The organism is Nocardia sp. NPDC005746, from assembly GCF_040630785.1.
Classification (GTDB): domain Bacteria; phylum Actinomycetota; class Actinomycetes; order Mycobacteriales; family Mycobacteriaceae; genus Nocardia.
This window is the reverse complement of the sequence record NZ_JBEXYE010000011.1, coordinates 221887-237374: the sequence shown is the minus strand read 5'-3', so window position 1 is coordinate 237374 and position 15488 is coordinate 221887. Positions and strand designations below refer to the sequence as shown.

General features: G+C 69.7%; 16 protein-coding genes and 1 pseudogene. 11 read left to right on the top strand and 6 right to left on the bottom strand.

The features are described 5' to 3' along the window. Positions 1-129: 129 nt before the first annotated feature. From glsA to ABZ412_RS22330, 9 genes are all read left to right on the top strand, one after another. Positions 130-1764, top strand: coding sequence for a glutaminase A (gene glsA / locus ABZ412_RS22370; protein ID WP_357283127.1), 1635 nt, complete (start codon positions 130-132; stop codon positions 1762-1764). Between the two features lie 304 nt (positions 1765-2068). Beyond that, positions 2069-2488 carry a DUF1707 domain-containing protein gene (locus ABZ412_RS22365; RefSeq protein ID WP_357283125.1) on the top strand — a complete coding sequence of 140 codons (420 nt, stop codon included), beginning with the start codon at positions 2069-2071 and terminating at the stop codon, positions 2486-2488. A 16-nt stretch (positions 2489-2504) separates the two neighbouring features. Then, positions 2505-2687 carry a hypothetical protein gene (locus tag ABZ412_RS22360; protein WP_357283124.1) on the top strand — a complete coding sequence of 61 codons (183 nt, stop codon included), beginning with the start codon at positions 2505-2507 and terminating at the stop codon, positions 2685-2687. A 60-nt stretch (positions 2688-2747) separates the two neighbouring features. Then, positions 2748-4145, top strand: coding sequence for a hypothetical protein (locus tag ABZ412_RS22355; protein WP_357283122.1), 1398 nt, complete (start codon positions 2748-2750; stop codon positions 4143-4145). Positions 4146-4161: 16 nt separating this feature from the next. Continuing rightward, positions 4162-4746, top strand: a complete 585-nt coding sequence (locus ABZ412_RS22350; protein WP_357283121.1) for a GrpB family protein — start codon at positions 4162-4164, stop codon at positions 4744-4746. 23 nt (positions 4747-4769) lie between these two features. Further along, the gene (locus ABZ412_RS22345) at positions 4770-5117 is read left to right on the top strand and encodes a hypothetical protein (RefSeq protein WP_357283119.1); all 348 of its coding nucleotides are present in this window, start codon (positions 4770-4772) and stop codon (positions 5115-5117) included. Positions 5118-5194: 77 nt separating this feature from the next. Continuing rightward, positions 5195-5770, top strand: a complete 576-nt coding sequence (locus ABZ412_RS22340) for a TetR/AcrR family transcriptional regulator (RefSeq protein ID WP_357283118.1) — start codon at positions 5195-5197, stop codon at positions 5768-5770. After that, positions 5767-6966 (top strand): NADH:flavin oxidoreductase, encoded by a 1200-nt coding sequence (locus tag ABZ412_RS22335; protein WP_357283116.1) that lies wholly within the window; start codon positions 5767-5769, stop codon positions 6964-6966. The genes ABZ412_RS22340 and ABZ412_RS22335 overlap by 4 nt, the downstream gene beginning before the upstream one ends. Then, entirely contained in the window at positions 6963-7781 is an 819-nt protein-coding gene (locus tag ABZ412_RS22330; protein WP_357283114.1) for an SDR family oxidoreductase, read from the top strand. The genes ABZ412_RS22335 and ABZ412_RS22330 overlap by 4 nt, the downstream gene beginning before the upstream one ends. Positions 7782-7851: 70 nt before the next feature. On the opposite strand, the gene ABZ412_RS22325 is transcribed toward ABZ412_RS22330, so the two are convergent. Continuing rightward, positions 7852-9063, bottom strand: coding sequence for a pyridoxal phosphate-dependent aminotransferase (locus ABZ412_RS22325; RefSeq protein WP_357283113.1), 1212 nt, complete (start codon positions 9061-9063; stop codon positions 7852-7854). A 93-nt stretch (positions 9064-9156) separates the two neighbouring features. Between ABZ412_RS22325 and ABZ412_RS22320 the strand changes: the two genes are divergently transcribed. Together ABZ412_RS22320 and ABZ412_RS22315 are read left to right on the top strand one after the other, a co-directional pair. After that, positions 9157-9756, top strand: a complete 600-nt coding sequence (locus ABZ412_RS22320) for a helix-turn-helix domain-containing protein (protein WP_357283111.1) — start codon at positions 9157-9159, stop codon at positions 9754-9756. Between the two features lie 88 nt (positions 9757-9844). After that, a complete protein-coding gene (locus ABZ412_RS22315) occupies positions 9845-10528 on the top strand; it encodes an SIMPL domain-containing protein (protein ID WP_357283109.1) in 684 nt (227 codons plus the stop codon). Between the two features lie 242 nt (positions 10529-10770). Here ABZ412_RS22315 and ABZ412_RS22310 read toward each other — a convergent pair whose 3' ends face one another. From ABZ412_RS22310 to ABZ412_RS22290, 5 genes and pseudogenes are all read right to left on the bottom strand, one after another. Next, the gene (locus ABZ412_RS22310) at positions 10771-11001 is read right to left on the bottom strand and encodes a hypothetical protein (RefSeq protein ID WP_357283107.1); all 231 of its coding nucleotides are present in this window, start codon (positions 10999-11001) and stop codon (positions 10771-10773) included. Next, positions 10998-11579 carry a hypothetical protein gene (locus ABZ412_RS22305; protein ID WP_357283106.1) on the bottom strand — a complete coding sequence of 194 codons (582 nt, stop codon included), beginning with the start codon at positions 11577-11579 and terminating at the stop codon, positions 10998-11000. The genes ABZ412_RS22310 and ABZ412_RS22305 overlap by 4 nt, the downstream gene beginning before the upstream one ends. 131 nt (positions 11580-11710) lie before the next feature. After that, a complete protein-coding gene (locus tag ABZ412_RS22300; RefSeq protein ID WP_357283222.1) occupies positions 11711-12859 on the bottom strand; it encodes a class I SAM-dependent RNA methyltransferase in 1149 nt (382 codons plus the stop codon). 159 nt (positions 12860-13018) lie between these two features. Further along, a pseudogene (locus ABZ412_RS22295) lies at positions 13019-13417 on the bottom strand (TRAM domain-containing protein); the annotation flags it as partial. Next, on the bottom strand, positions 13414-15402 hold the full coding sequence (locus tag ABZ412_RS22290; protein ID WP_357283104.1) for an APC family permease: 1989 nt from the start codon (positions 15400-15402) through the stop codon (positions 13414-13416). The pseudogene ABZ412_RS22295 and the gene ABZ412_RS22290, both read right to left, overlap by 4 nt. Positions 15403-15488: the final 86 nt, after the last annotated feature.

The window sequence follows — 15488 nt, the reverse complement described above, 5'->3', positions numbered from 1 at the left end:
GGATGTCTCCTGTGTTTGCAACAGTCTACGGAGCCCTTTCCGGCCCCCGATGCCAGGAACGAAACACCACCTGCGACATCCGTGCCAGATGTGAGGCTCAACACAGATTACGCCCGTTACGCTGGGCCTGTGGTCCCCACCGGCGGCGGCGTGGCCCGCATCATCGAGGAAGTGTACGAGCTGTGTCGCGCCGACACGTCGGGAACGCTCGCCGACTACATTCCCGAACTCGCCGCCGTGCAACCCGATTCGTTCGGCATCTGCCTGGCAACCGCGGACGGGCGTATCTACGGCAGCGGAGATCTGGACGCCGCCTTCACCATTCAATCGATCTCCAAGCCCTTCACCTACGCGCTCGCCCTCGCCGATCAGGGTCCGGCCGAAGTGGCTCGGCGCATCGACGTGGAGCCGACCGGCGAGCCGTTCAACGAGATCAGCCTCGATCCGCAGACCCAGCGGCCGCGCAATCCGATGATCAACGCCGGGGCCATCGCGGCGGCCGGACTCGTCACGGGGATCGACGCCGCCGACCGATTCGCCCGAATCAGGCGCAGTTACAGCCGATTCGCCGGACGCGAACTCACCATGAACGAGGATGTGTACGCCTCCGAGGCGCGCACCGGATACCGCAATCGCGCCATCGGATACCTGCTGCGCGGGGCCGACATCATCGACGTCGACCCGGACGAGGCGGTCGACCGCTACTTCCGGCAGTGCTCGATCGACGTCACCTGCCGCGATCTGGCCGTCATGGCCGCCACCCTCGCCAACAACGGCGTCAACCCGCTCACCCGGGAACGGGCCCTGACCGGACCGCTCGTCCAACAGGTGCTCTCGGTCATGACCACCTGCGGCATGTACGACGCGGCCGGGGACTGGGTGACCGCCGTCGGACTGCCCGCCAAAAGCGGTGTGGGCGGCGGCATCCTGGCGGTACTGCCGGGACAGATCGGAATCGCGGTGTACTCACCGCGATTGGACGCGAACAGCAGCAGCGTGCGCGGGGTCAAGGCGTGCCGGGAATTGTCGACCCGGCTGGGACTGCACTTCCTGCACGTGACCCGGGCCCTGGATCTGAAGGAGGTCGGCGACGTCAGCCCCATCGCCGTCCGCATGCTCGAGGACCTGCGCACCGAGCTGGCCGCCGCCGGTTGCCCTGTGGGACTGGTCGATCCGGCCGCCAAACTCGGACAGCTCGCCTCCAGCCTGGACCCCACCGACGTGCACGGGCGGGTGTTCATCGACCGCGACGCCGCCACCGAATGGTGCGAACAACTCGTGCTCGACAAGCATCGGCCCGCCGGGCAGCAACAGCCCGCCGCCCTCACCGTCGACCAGCATCCCGCGCTCGCCGACATGCCCGCCGACGAGCGGGAGCGGCTGGCAAAGGAATTCGAGACCCGCACCATCGCGCGCGGCGAACTCATCGTGCCGCGCGACAGCGAACGCTGCGGGCTGTTCCTGATCCTCGGCGGACGGGTGCGGTTCACCTTCACCGACCGTGACCACCGCCGGCACCGGCTGATCACCCTCACCCCGGGCATGTCGTTCGGCGAGACCTCGATGCTGGCGGACATGCGCTACGCCAACGACGTGTACGCCGAGACCACCGTCCGGCTGGCCGTGCCGCCGCCCGCCCGCTTCGACAAGCTGACCGACCAGGCCCCGCAGATCAAGCTCGCGCTGTTGGAACGGCTGGCCGCCGCGGCGTACGCCCAGGCCGACGCGGCCGTGCGCGCGGTCTCGGCACACAACGGGGTCTGACCACGGACGCACTCCGGCGACCCCCGCCGGCGCGAGGGCTCATACGCCGACCGTGCGCGACACCCGGAACTGGCTCGACGATGCGACCGCCACTGCTCGCGGGACGGTGCGATTGCGAGTGCTCGCGCGGCCGATCATCGGGGCCGCACTCTCGGTGGCCCCCGCGACCGGGCCACCGTCGACACGGGCGCCGGGTACGTCGGCGGGCGTACGCCCGATTACGCCAACGCGTGCAGGCGCGCCGCCGGGAACACGCCTACGCTGGCGGACAACGAAATTCCTTCCCTCCACCGAGGCGGATGTCATGACCGATTTCGATCCCGCGGTCTACGGACCTCCCACCGTGCGTGTCGGCACCGCGGAACGCGAGCAGGCGGCCGCCGCGCTGGGTGAGCATTTCGCGGCCGGCCGCCTCGACCTCGCCGAATACGACGATCGCGTAGGACGCGCCTACGCCGCGAAAACCGCGGGCGAGCTGGCTGTCCTGTTCGGCGATCTACCCCGGCCGCAACCCCCGGCACCGCGGGTCCAGGCCGCGCCGCCCGCGCCGCGCCGCCCACTGCCGCTGGTGCCGGTCGGGGCGGGTGCGCTGGTGGTGCTCGCGCTGGTGTTCGCGATCGTCACCCACATCTTCCCGTTCTTCCTGTTCCCGGTGTTGTTCTTCGTGTTCGCGCGGGGCCGGCGCGGCTACGGCTATCACGGTCCGCGCTACCACCGCGGCTGACGGCTATGGTGGATCCGTGGGTGTATTCGGTGAACTGTTCCCCGGCAAGAAGCTCGAGGACGACGGCAGCGAGGACGGCGGCGGCCAGCTGCACCAGCCGCGCGTGAGCCTCGACCTGGACGCGGGAGTCATCCGCGTGTCCCCCGCGACCCCGCCCGCACCCCCGGCCGACCCGGACGCGCCCGCCGAGCACGCCTGATACCCAGCCGCTAGGGTGGGCCCCGACAGGCGACGAGCCGGGGACGAGGGGCGAAACACCGTGACGGACAACCATGATCAGTGGCGCAACCCCGACAGCCCGGCGACGCCCGCGCACTCCCCGCAGGACCCGAACCGCGCCTGGGGCGAGCAGCCGACCACGAATTACCCTGGGCACCAGCCGATAACGCCGGACCCGACCATGGTCCACCCGGGCTACGACCCGACGGCCGTCCACCCGGGACAAGCGCCTGTCCCTAATCATCCCGGCTACGAGCCGACCGCCGTGTACCCCGGCCAGAACCCGGTGACCGACCAGCCCGGATACGAGCCCACGGCAGTGCACCCCGGCCACACACCGGCACCGAATCATCCTGGGTACGAACCGACTGCGGTCTATCCGGGGCAAGCGCCGGTTCCGAGCCAGCCCGGATACGAGCCGACCGCCGTCTACCCCGGGCAAGCACCGATCCCGAACCATCCCGGCTATGAGCCCACCGCCGTCTACCCCGGGCAGGCGCCGATCCCGAACCAGCCCGGGTACGAACCGACGGCGGTATACACCGGGCAGCAGCCGATTCCGGGATACCCGGGACAGGATCCGACGGCGATCTACCCCGGTCAGCCCGTTCCCGGCTATCCGTCCGGTGCGTACCAGGGTCAGCAGTCGGCACCGAATTACCTTGGCCAGCAGGCCGTTCCGGGGTACGGACCGTCGCGGCCCATGCCGGGCGGCGGAGGCAATCGCACCTGGATCGTGCTGGCCGCCCTCGTGGCCGTGATCGTGGTCGTCGGCGGCGGGATCGCCGCGTACGCGCTGACCCGGGACTCGTCGAGCCCCACCACCGCCGCGCCGAGTACCACCGCGGGCCCGGCTCCCACCAGCCGCTCCGGAGGACCGTCGACCGGGCCGTCCAAGTCCGGTGCGCCCAAGCCGGGCGCGGGGACGGTGGCCGTTCCGGCCTACGGCGTCAGCTTCGACGTGCCGAGCGGTTGGTCGGTCGGCGACCCGTCCGACACCGTGCCGCAGTCCGGGACCGACGGCACGTTCACCGGGCACGGCAAGGCCACCGAGGGCGGCGGCTACTGCCCCGGCTCGGCGTACCGGTCGCTCGCCTACGTCACCCGCGCCGACGGCAGCGATCCGGCCGCGGCCGCGCTGAAAGTCGCGAAGATCTCCGCCCAGGGCGGCTACATGGACAAGTCCGGCGGCGCCGCGGGCGCGCCCACCGCGGTGACCACCAAGAGCGGCATCGCCGGCCAGCAGGTGGAGACGTCCGGCAGCTGGAAGCCCGAGCCGGCCGGCTGCACCACGACCACCTACTCGATCTACACCTTCGCCTTCACCGGCCCCAAGAACGCCCTGCTGGTGCTGGCGATCCTGGCCGACCGCGGTACCACCGGCGAGCTCGCCGCCGACCAGGCCAAGCAGATCATCGCCAGCGTCCGCACCTCCTGACCCCTAGGCTGACTCCATGGCCACCATGGACGACGACGCCATCGCCGACGCCTTCCTCGTCGAGGTGCGGCCCTACTCGGTGCCGGTGATCCTCGAGGAGTACGACCAGCGGTGGCCCGCCCGGTACGAGGCCGAGGCGACGGCGATCCGGGAAGCGCTGGGCGCGAAGGTGTTGCGCCTCGAGCACACCGGTTCCACGTCCGTCCCGGGTCTGGCCGCCAAGCCCGTCATCGACATGCTGCTGCTGGTCGCCGACACCGCCGACGAAGCCGCCTACGTCCCGGCCCTCGAAGCCCTCGGTTTCACCCTGCGCGTGCGCGAACCGGACTGGCTCGAGCACCGCTGCCTGGTCCGGCGGGTCGAGGACGGCGCACCCCACAGCGTCAACCTGCACGTCCTCTCCCCCGACCGCGCCGCCGTCGAAATCGAGCGCATCCTCGCCTTCCGCGACCGCCTGCGCACCCACGACGACGAGCGCGCCCACTACGAGCGCGCCAAACGCGAACTCGCGCAACGCCGATGGAAGTACGTCCAGCATTACGCCAATGCCAAGAGCGACGTCATCGAGGAGATCATCGCGCGCGCCCTCGACGCCCGCTGAATCGCGATCCATAGACTGGGGCGATGCCCCTCGTCGAGGTGACCCACAAGGCGGAACTGCCCGAGACGGTCCTGCGGGAATTGGGTAAATGGCTGCCCCACCTGGTGTCGCAGGCGGTCGAGTGCCCCGAGGAGCCCTACGACGGGGATCTGCAGCCGGGGGACGTGGAGATCCGTTTCCGGCCGTTGGGCAAGTTCGACCGGTCCGGACTGGACGTGGTGATCGAGATCCGGTCGAAGTACTTCGCGAGCCGCGCCGACAACCGGCAGGAGCGCTGTGACCGGCTGCTGGCCGATATAGAGAAGTTCGTCGACGCCACGATCGGCGTCTATCTGACACTGCCCGTCGCCGCGTGGGCGCAGACCGAGTAGCCGCTCACCGGGACCTCTTCCATCAGTATTTCAATCACTGATTGAAATACTGATTGAACCGTGTTTGACTGCTTGGCATGGTCGAGAAGGTGTCCGCGGGAACGCGGGAACGGCTGATCGCCGCAGCGGAGCAACTGCTGCTGACCGAGCCGTACGACGAGGTCTCGGTGCGGGCGGTGTGCGCGGCGGCCGGGGCCAATCCGGCGGCCGTGCACTACCACTTCGGGTCCAAGGAGGCGCTGGTCGGCGCGCTCATCGAGGATCGGCTCGGACCGCTGTGGGCCGAGGGACTCGCCGGAGCGCGGGGCGGGCGCGATTCGGTGCCCACGGTGGTGGACGCCATCCTCGCGCCGTTCGTCACGCTGGCGGCGGATCCGCTGGGGCGCTTGCACTTACGGCTGCTGGCCCGCTTCGTCCTGGGACGGCATCTGACTACCTGGCGAGGGCCGTGGTTCCAGATGGATTCCTGGGCACCGCTACTGCCCGAACTGTCACGGGGCCAGGCCGCGCAGCGCTGGATGCTGGCCTTCGACCTGATCATCATGCGATTCGGCGCACCCGAGATCGAGGATCACGGCATGCCGGAATCGGCGCTCACGGCCCTGCGCACCTTCGTGGTGGCCGGACTCACCGCATCGGGAGAACAACCATGAACGACATCTTCGCACCGGCGAAACTCGGCCCGATCACCCTGCGCAACAGGGTGATCAAGGCCGCCACCTTCGAGGGCCGCACCCCCGAGGCGCTGGTCACCCCCGAACTCATCGACTTCCATCGCGAGGTCGCCGCGGGCGGGGTCGGTATGACCACGGTCGCCTACTGCGCGGTCGCGCCGGGCGGGCGCACCGACCGGCACCAGATCTGGATGCGACCCGAAGCCGTTGCCGGACTGCGGGAGTTGACCGACGCCGTACACGCCGAGGGCGCGGCCGCCAGCGCGCAGATCGGGCACGCCGGACCGGTCGCCAATGCCGCCTCCAACCGAGTGCCCGCGCTCGCGCCGAGCCCCCTGTTCAGCCCGCTGAGCATGAAGGCCATGAAGGTGCCCGGCGACGCCGAGATCCGCGAACTCATCACCGCGCACGCACAGGCCGCCCTGCTCGCCGAGCAAGCCGGATTCGACGCCGTCGAAATCCATTTCGGCCACAACTATCTGGTCAGCTCGTTCCTGAGCCCGCTGCTCAACCGGCGTGGCGACCGCTGGGGCGGGCCGCTGGTCAACCGGGCCCGGCTGGCCCGCGAAATCGCCTGCGCCGTCCGCGAAGCCGTCGGTGACCGGCTCGCGGTGACCGCCAAACTCAATATGGAGGACGGCCGCCGCGGCGGGCTCACCATCCCCGAGAGCGTGCAGGTGGCCGCCTGGCTCGAAGCCGACGGCGCCCTCGACGCGCTGGAATTGACCGCGGGCAGTTCCCTGCTCAACCCGATGCTGCTGTTCCACGGCGACGCGCCGCGCAAGGAATTCGCCGAGGTCCTGCCCGGTCCGGCGCGGCTTGGCTTCAAGGTGGTCGGGCGCGCCTTCCTCAAGGAGTACCCGTACCAGGAGGCGTATCTGCTGGAGCGGGCCCGCCAGTTCCGCCGGGAACTGTCCATGCCGCTGATCCTGCTGGGCGGCATCACCAATCTCGACACCATGAACCTGGCCCGCACCGAGGGCTTCGAGTTCGTCGCAATGGGCCGGGCGCTGCTGCGCGAACCGGACCTGTTGCGGCGCATCCAATCCGAGGCGGGCACCCAGTCCGCCTGCGTGCACTGCAACAAGTGCATGCCCACCATCTACACCTCCACCCGCTGCGTGTTCCGGCCGGAGCGGACCATCATCGATTTCGACGGAAGGCAACGAGCATGAGCGGGGCAAGCCCGGAGGCGGCAGCGGAGCGTAACCACGGAGGGCTCCGCTCGGGCTCGACCGAGCACGGCAGGCGTGGACGGCTCGACGGGCGGGTAGCCCTGATCAGTGGCGGCGCATCGGGAATGGGCGCGTCGCACGCGCGCGCGTTCGTGGCCGAGGGCGCCTCGGTGCTCATCGGCGACATCTCCGACGAGGCGGGGGCGAAGCTGGCCGCCGAACTCGGTGACGCGGCGGCGTTCATCCACCTCGACGTGACCAGCGCCGCGGACTGGCGGGCCGCGGTGGACGCGGCCGTCGAACGGTTCGGCAAGCTGAACGTGCTGATCAACAATGCCGGCATCCTCGACTTCGGACCGCTCGGCGAATACACCGAAGAACAGTGGCAGCGCGCGCTTTCCATCAATCTGACGGGCCCGTTCCTGGGTTTGACCGCCGCCCGTGACGCCCTCGTGGCGGCACGGCCCGCGTCGGTGGTGAACATCTCCTCGGCCGCCGGAATCCAGGGCGTGCCGGGCGCGCACGGCTACACCGCCTCCAAGTTCGGGGTGCGCGGACTGACCAAGTCCGCGGCGATCGAGCTTGCCCCGCACGGGGTTCGGGTGAACTCCGTGCACCCGGGCGGGATCCTGACCCCGATGATCGGGGTCGCCGAGGGCACCACCGCCGATCGCGCGGCCAACCCCCTGGCCCGCCTCGGCACCCCCCAGGAAGTCACCGACGTGGTCGTCTTCCTGGCCAGCCAAGAATCCAGCTACTGCAACGCCGCCGAATTCGTCGTAGACGGCGGCATGACAGCCGGCCGCCCCGTCTGATCCACCGAGTGGCACATGCTGGAGGCGGAATCGGACATATCCCCTCCAGGATGTGCCACTCGGCGAATTGTCACTGCTTGTAGGTGGCCAGGAAGCGGCCGATGCGCTCGATGATGGCTTCGAGTTCGTCGGCGTGTGGCAGCGTCACGATTCGGAAGTGGTCGGGGCGCGGCCAGTTGAAGCCGGTGCCCTGCACGATGTGGATCTTCTCGCGCAGCAGCAGATCCAGGACGAACTGTTCGTCGTCGTGGATCTTGTACATGTCGAGATCGATGCGCGGGAAGGCGTACAGCGCGCCCTTGGGCTTCACGCACGAGATGCCCGGGATCGCGTTGAGCGCCTCCCACGCGCGGTCGCGCTGCTCGCGCAGGCGGCCGCCGGGCAGGGTCAGGTCGTAGATGCTCTGGTGGCCGCCGAGCGCGGCCTGGATCGCCTGCTGCGCGGGCACATTCGCGCACAGACGCAGACCCGACAGCATGGTCAGGCCCTCGAGGTAGTTCTCGGCGTGCTCGACCGGGCCGGAGACCACCAGCCAGCCGCCGCGGAAACCGGCGGCGCGGTAGGACTTCGAGAGTCCGGAGAAGGTCAGGCACAGCACGTCCGGGGCCAGGGCCGCGGTGGCGGTGTGGGTGAGGTCGTCGTAGAGGATCTTGTCGTAGATCTCGTCGGAGAACACCACCAGGTTGTGGCGGCGCGCGATCTCGAGCATCTGCCGCACCACCTCTGGCGAATACACCGCGCCGGTGGGGTTGTTCGGGTTGATGATGACCAGGGCGCGGGTGCGGTCGGTGATCTTGGCTTCGATATCGGCCAGGTCCGGCATCCAGTCGGCCTGCTCGTCACAGATGTAATGCACCGGACGGCCGCCGTTGAGCGCGGTGGCGGCGGTCCAGAGCGGGAAATCGGGTGCGGGAACCAGGACTTCGTCGCCGTTCTCCAGCAGTGCGGTCATGGCCATCATGATCAGTTCGGAGACGCCGTTGCCGAGGAAGACCTGCTCGACGTCGATCTCGCTCAGACCCAGGGTCTGGTAGTACTGCACCACCGCGCGGCGCGCCGAGAGCAGGCCCTTCGACGAGGAGTAGCCGCTGGACTGCGGCAGGTTGCGGACCATGTCCTGGAGCAGTTCGGCGGGCGCTTCGAAGCCGAAGGGCAGCGGGTTACCGGTATTGAGCTTCACGACGTGATGCCCCTCGGCTTCCAGCCGTGCGGCATGCTCGGCGACCGGTCCACGGATCTCGTAGGACACGCCCGACAGCTTGCTCGACTGCTTCACCTGCATGAACGACCTCTTCTCGGTGTGGTTGCCGCACACTCTACTTGGAATTTCCAAGTTTGCACTTGGTATTTCCAAGTTGTTGGTTACAGTGGGATCGTGCCACGCCGAAGCTACGACCACTACTGCACCGTGAGCCGCGCCCTCGACATCGTCGGCGACCGGTGGAATCTGCTGGTGGTCCGCGAACTCTGTTCGGGCCCGCGCCGCTACAGCGACCTGTTCGCCGACCTGCCCGGCATCAGCACCGACGTGCTGGCCGCCCGGCTCAAGGACCTCGAGCGTGACGGGATTCTCACCAAACGCCGCACCGGGCCGCGGGCGGGTACCGCGCTCTACGAACTCACCGACTCCGGCGCGGCGCTGCGGCCGGTCCTCGACACCCTCTCGGCCTGGGGCACCGCCCAGCTCGGCGAGCAGCGCGCCACCGACGCCGTCCGTGCCCACTGGTTCGCGCTCCCCCTCGGGCGGGCCGTCGCCGAACTCGTCCCCGCGGGCACGGTCACGGTCCGCATCGGCGACACCGTCTTCCACTACGTGATCACCGAGACCGGCCTCACCCACCACGACGGACCGGCCGACACCCCCGACCTGGACCTGCGGCTCGATCTGGCCGCGGCGAGCGAGATCGCCACGGGCGCACGCTCACTCGCCGACACCCTCGCCGAGGCCACCGGCACCGGACATCCGGTCGCCTGAGGCGGGCCGTCCGCGCGGCACGGGCGACGGGTCACCCGCCGTCGGTAGCATCGGCTGGGTTGCGCCCGCATCGACCGAGGAGGACCGCGTGACCAGCGACGCCGTCGGCACCATCACGATGATCGGATCCGGGAGCGCCAGTGCGACACCGGACATCATGCGGGTAGCCATCTCCGTGGACACCCGCGCCGACACCGTGGCCGCGGCCTACGCCCGCGCCGGGGAGCGGGCCGACGCGGTGATCCAGTCGCTGCGCGGGGACGGAGTGCACGGGCGCGACATCTCCACCAGCGGGCTGACCGTGCGGGCGGACACCGTATGGACCGACGGCAATCGGGAGAAACTGGTCGGGTATTCGGCGGGGACATCGCTGACGGTGACACTGCGCGACATCGCCGGGCCCGACGGGGAAGCCAAGTCCGGCAAGGACGATGGGCCCGCCGCGATCATCGCCCACGCCGTCGCCGCCGGAGGTGACGATGTGCGGCTGGGCGGACTGACACTGACCGTGGCCGACGAGGAAGCGCTGATGGTCCGCGCTCGCGACGAGGCGTGGGATCACGCGGTCAGCAAGGCGGAACAGTACGTGTCGCGGGCAGGCCGCACGCTGGGGCCGGTCGTCGAGATCACCGAGAACATCTCGGGACCGATCCCGGCCCCGCGCGTCGCCTTCGCCGCCGCCGCGAAAGCCGGAGGGGCCCCGGCCATGCCGGTGGAGCTGGGCGAGAGCGAGATCTCCACCAGCATCCGCGTCACCTGGCAGCTCGCCTAGCCGGGAGTCGGAGCCACCGAACCGGAACCACCCGACCGGGCCCGAGCGGTCCGGTGACGACACGGTTCGCGGTCCCGCGCCGAGCCTGGGCTACCGCTCGGCGTCGAGATACGGCCAGGCCTCATCCTTGACGCGTTCGACAATTCTCGGCTTCCCTTCACCGCCGGCCCGGCAACGCCTCCCTCGACAAGGCTCGCCGCCCGCTGTGGCCGGACCCACTCCGGCATCGACCCGCCGCCGAGTCAGTGCTGGACCTGAGCCAGCAATGCGGTGGCGTGGACGATGGTCAGCTGGACGCGGAATCTGGTGGCGTCGGCCCTGGTCCGGTGCGGGAACGGGTCCTCGTCGGTCAGGCCGCGCAGGTCGTGCAGCAGGCGGGTGCCCTCGGCGATGGTGAGCCGGCCGGTGTCGACGAGGTGGCGGACATTGCGGGTACCGTCGAGGTCGCCGGTGCCTGTGGCGTAGGCGGTCACCTGGAGCAGGGCCGCACGCAGCGCTTCTCACACGCCGGAAAACGGCCGCGCCCATAGTGTTTGACGGCGGCGCGCAGATGGTCGAGGGCCGTCTGCTGGCCGCGCACCTCCAACTCGGTCTCCGGCAGGGTGACCCGGTCGGCGAGCCGCACCGGCAGCTCGCCGGTGGGTTTGAGGCGGCAGCGCACGGTTCCGTCGGGGCCCTCCCCCGTCACCCGGTCGATCTTCATGCGATACCCGTCGGCCAGCAGCGCCCGGAGCAGCTCCGGCATCCACGCCGGAAGACTCTTGCGCTGCAACGACTCCCCCTGCAGGAAGCGTGACACCGTCACCTCGACCAGATCCAGCAGCGCCCGATCGGCCTTTGCGTTCCCGCCCTGCGCCGCGACCCGCGCCCCGTACACCGGACTCACCAGCCGCCCCCAGTAGCTGTCGGCGTTCACCCACATCGGGACCCCGTACTCCGGCCGCTCGAGATCCACCCCCAGCAGCAGCGCCTCGAGCGAGTGGAACTTCGACTGATCCCCGTAGATCAGCTCCAGGACCGACGCCACCGTCGGATCCGACAACGTACTCATGGGCAACATCTTTGGCGCAGCCCCCGAAACCGCCGCCCGCCAACCCACCTGCGCCACAACAAGATCAGAGAGCGGTCGACGCGGGGGGAATCGGACGGAATCCCGCGGTGACAGCTCCCTGATCTCGCAGGTCAGCGTTCGAAGGCGGCGATGCACTCGACGTGGTGAGTGCCGGGGAAGGCGTCGAAGACGCGCAGGGCCACGGGGTGGTACCCGGCGGAGCGGTAGAGGCCCACGTCGCGGGCGAAAGAGGCGGGGTCGCAGCCGATATGGATGATGCGGCGCGGGGAATGCTCGCTCAGGGCGTTGATCACGTCCTTGCCCGCACCCGCGCGCGGCGGATCCAGGACCACGACATCCGGTGCGACGCCGGACTGTTCGTGAATCCAGCGCTCGACCCGCTCCGCGGTCAGATCCACCCACGGCATATCCCGCAGCGCGGCCCGGCCTTCGGTGACCGCGGTCCGCGCGAACTCCACACCGTGCACGAAACCGGCGTCGCCGACCTGCCCGGCCAGGCGCGCCGCGAACACGCCCACACCGCAGTACAGGTCCCACACCAGCGCGCCCGGCGCGGCATCGGCCCACTCGGCCACCACATCCGAATAGCACTGCGCCGCACCGTAATGCGGCTGCCAGAACCCGGTCGCCGACAGCTCCCACCGGCGCTCGGCGACATACTGCACCGCCCGCCCGGTGCCATCCACGACCCGCTCGGTCCGGGCGCTGTGCGCCGCCGCCCGCCGTGCGGCGGTACTGCGCCGATCCCCGCCACGACCGGTGTCGCGCGCGGAACCCCCGGCGCGACCGCCCCGGTCACGCAGCTCCCGCTGGCCGCCGCGTTCGTCCCCGGCGGGCGCGACCTCGACCAGATGCCGCATCCCGTCACCGTCGACGGCCACCACGAGATCCGCCCCGGGCGTCCATTTCCGTTCGGCGATGCCCTCCATGGCTCCCGCCATCGGCTGCGGGCATCGCAGATCCGCGATCACCTCGGTGCTGCGATAGCGGTGCACCCCGGCACGGCCGTCGGCGTCCACGACCAGCCGCACCCGGCTGCGCCAGCCACCGGCATACGCGTCCGCCGCCGGCGGCCCGACCAACCGCACGCCGCGCCCGGGCCCGGCGTCGTGTGTCGCCGGACTGCCGATGAGGGCGCTCGCGACATGCGTGGCCACTCCCCCGATCCGGCCCGGCGCGACACCGGTGACCGTGGTCGTGTCCGGGCGTCCCCCGGCGCGCGATTCGGATTCCGGTCCTGACCGAGACTTCGCGGGCACGGCAGGCTCTGGCACCTCGGAGGCACCCGCAGTCGGCTGCGATTCGGGGCGCGAGCCCGCCAGCAGGGTCGCGCCGAGACTCGTGGTCACACCACCGGTCCGTCCGGAACTGCCCGGCAGGGCGATCAGCCCGGTGCGAGAGTCCGGCTGCGCCACCGCACCGGTCGGCAGGCCGGAGGGCGCCGGGATGGGCTCGACCGTGAAGTCGGGCTCCCAGTCGGCGAGGCGGCGCAGCTGGTCGGCGACGACCTGATGCTTGAGGGCGCGCTGCGCCTCGGGAGTAGCGAAGGTGAAGTCGCAGCAGCCCGCGCCGCCGGGGCCCGAGACCGGGCAGGTGGCGGGGACGCGGTCGGGCGACGGGTCGAGGATGTCGATGGCGTCGGCACGGCAGAACGAGCCGCCACGATCCTCGGTGACCAGGGCCCGAACCAGCTCGCCCGGTAGCCCGTGGCGGACGAACAGCACGCGGCCCTCGTGGCGGGCCACGCAGAACCCGCCGTGGCCGGGCGGTCCGAGACGAACCTCGAAGACCTCGCCGTACCAGTCGGGTCCGCTCACGATTCGTCCCCGAAACCACGACGCACCGAACCGGGCGCGTTGACCACACGGCTGGGGTGGGCCCGCCCCGCCGACGAGGACAGCTGCCAGGGGACGCTCGTCACCATGACACCGGGCTCGAACAGCAGACGCCCCTTCAGGCGCAGCGCGCTCTGGTTGTGCAGCAGCTGCTCCCACCAGTGGCCCACCACGTATTCGGGGATGAACACGGTGACCACGTCGCGCGGCGAGGTCTTGCGCACCCGCTTCACGTAATCCACCACGGGCTTGGTGATCTCACGGTACGGCGATTCGATCACCTTGAGCGGCACCGCGATATCGCTGGACTCCCATGCGCGCACCAGCGCTCGGGTGTCGGGTTCGTCGACATTGACCGTGATGGCCTCGATGGTGTCGGGCCGGGTGGCGCGGGCGTAGGCCAGGGCGCGCCGGGTCGGCATGTGCAGCTTGGACACCAGCACGATGGAGTGGGTGCGGCTGGGCAGCACCGCGTCCCAATCGGCCTCGTCCAGCTCCCGCGACACGGAGTCGTAGTGGCGGCGAATGAGTTTCATCAGGCCGAAGATCGCCGCCATGGTGATGATCGCGATCCAGGCGCCCGCCAGGAACTTGGTGACCAGCACGATGATCAGGACGGTCGCGGTCATGGTCAGGCCGATGGCGTTGATCACCCGCGACCGCTTCATCCGCATCCGCTGAGTGGGATCGGTCTCGGTGCGCAGCAACCGGGTCCAGTGCCGCAACATGCCGGTCTGACTCAGCACGAACGACACGAACACGCCGACGATGTAGAGCTGGATCAGGCGCGTCACCTCCGCGCCGAACAACACCACGAACGCGATGGCCGCGCCCGCCAGGAACAAGATGCCGTTGCTGAACGCCAGCCGGTCACCACGGGTGTGCAGCTGACGCGGCAGGAAACGGTCCTGCGCCAGAATCGAACCCAGCACCGGGAAACCGTTGAAGGCGGTGTTGGCCGCCAGCACCAGGATCAGCGCGGTGACGATGGTGATGAAGTAGAACCCGGCCGGGAAGCCGGAGAACACCGCCCCCGCCAGCTGCGCCACCAGGGTCTTCTGCTCGTAGCCCGCGGGCGCGCCGATCAGGTCCGAGGTGTCGTGGGCGTAGACGATGCCGACCTTCTGGGTGAGCACGATCATGCCCATGAACAGCGTGACCGCGATGCAGCCCAGCAGCAGCAGGGTGGTCGCGGCATTGCGCGACTTGGGTTTGCGGAAGGCCGGCACACCGTTGGAGATGGCCTCGACACCGGTCAGCGCCGCACAGCCGGAGGAGAAGGCGCGGGCGATGAGGAACACGAACGCCAGGCCGAACAGATGCTCGTCCTCGGCTTTGAGCCCGAACCCGTACGACTCGGCGTGCACGGTCTGACCCAGGAAGATCCGGACGAAACCCCAGATCAGCATGACGAACATGCCGATCATGAAGGCATAGGTGGGAATCGCGAACGCCGTGCCGGACTCGCGCACACCACGCAGATTGATCGCGGTGAGGATCACAATCGCCGACACCGCGAACAGCACCTTGTGCGTCGAGACGAACGGCACCGCCGACCCGATATTGGACGCCGCCGAGGAGATCGACACCGCCACCGTGAGCACGTAGTCGACCAGCAGCGCGCTGCCGACCGTCAACCCCGCGGTGGGTCCCAGATTCTTGGTGGCGACCTCGTAGTCGCCGCCGCCGGAGGGATAGGCGTGCACGTTCTGCCGATAGCTGGCCACCACGACCGCCATCACCAGCGCGACCGCCAGACCGATCCAGGGTGCGTAGACGTAGGCGGACAGACCGGCCACCGACAGCACCAGGAAGATCTCCTCGGGCGCGTATGCCACCGAAGACAGCGCGTCCGAGGCGAAGACCGGGAGCGCGATCCGCTTGGGCAGCAGCGTATGACCGAGAGAATCGCTGCGGAATGGGCGGCCCACCAGCATGCGCTTGGCGGCCGTCGTCAACTTCGACACTCCTGGCAGCATAGGTCAGTCCGCGAGGGACCGTGTTCGCGGCGCGACGTGGGCGGTCCGCGGCCGTAGGGTGACCTCGGGCGCTG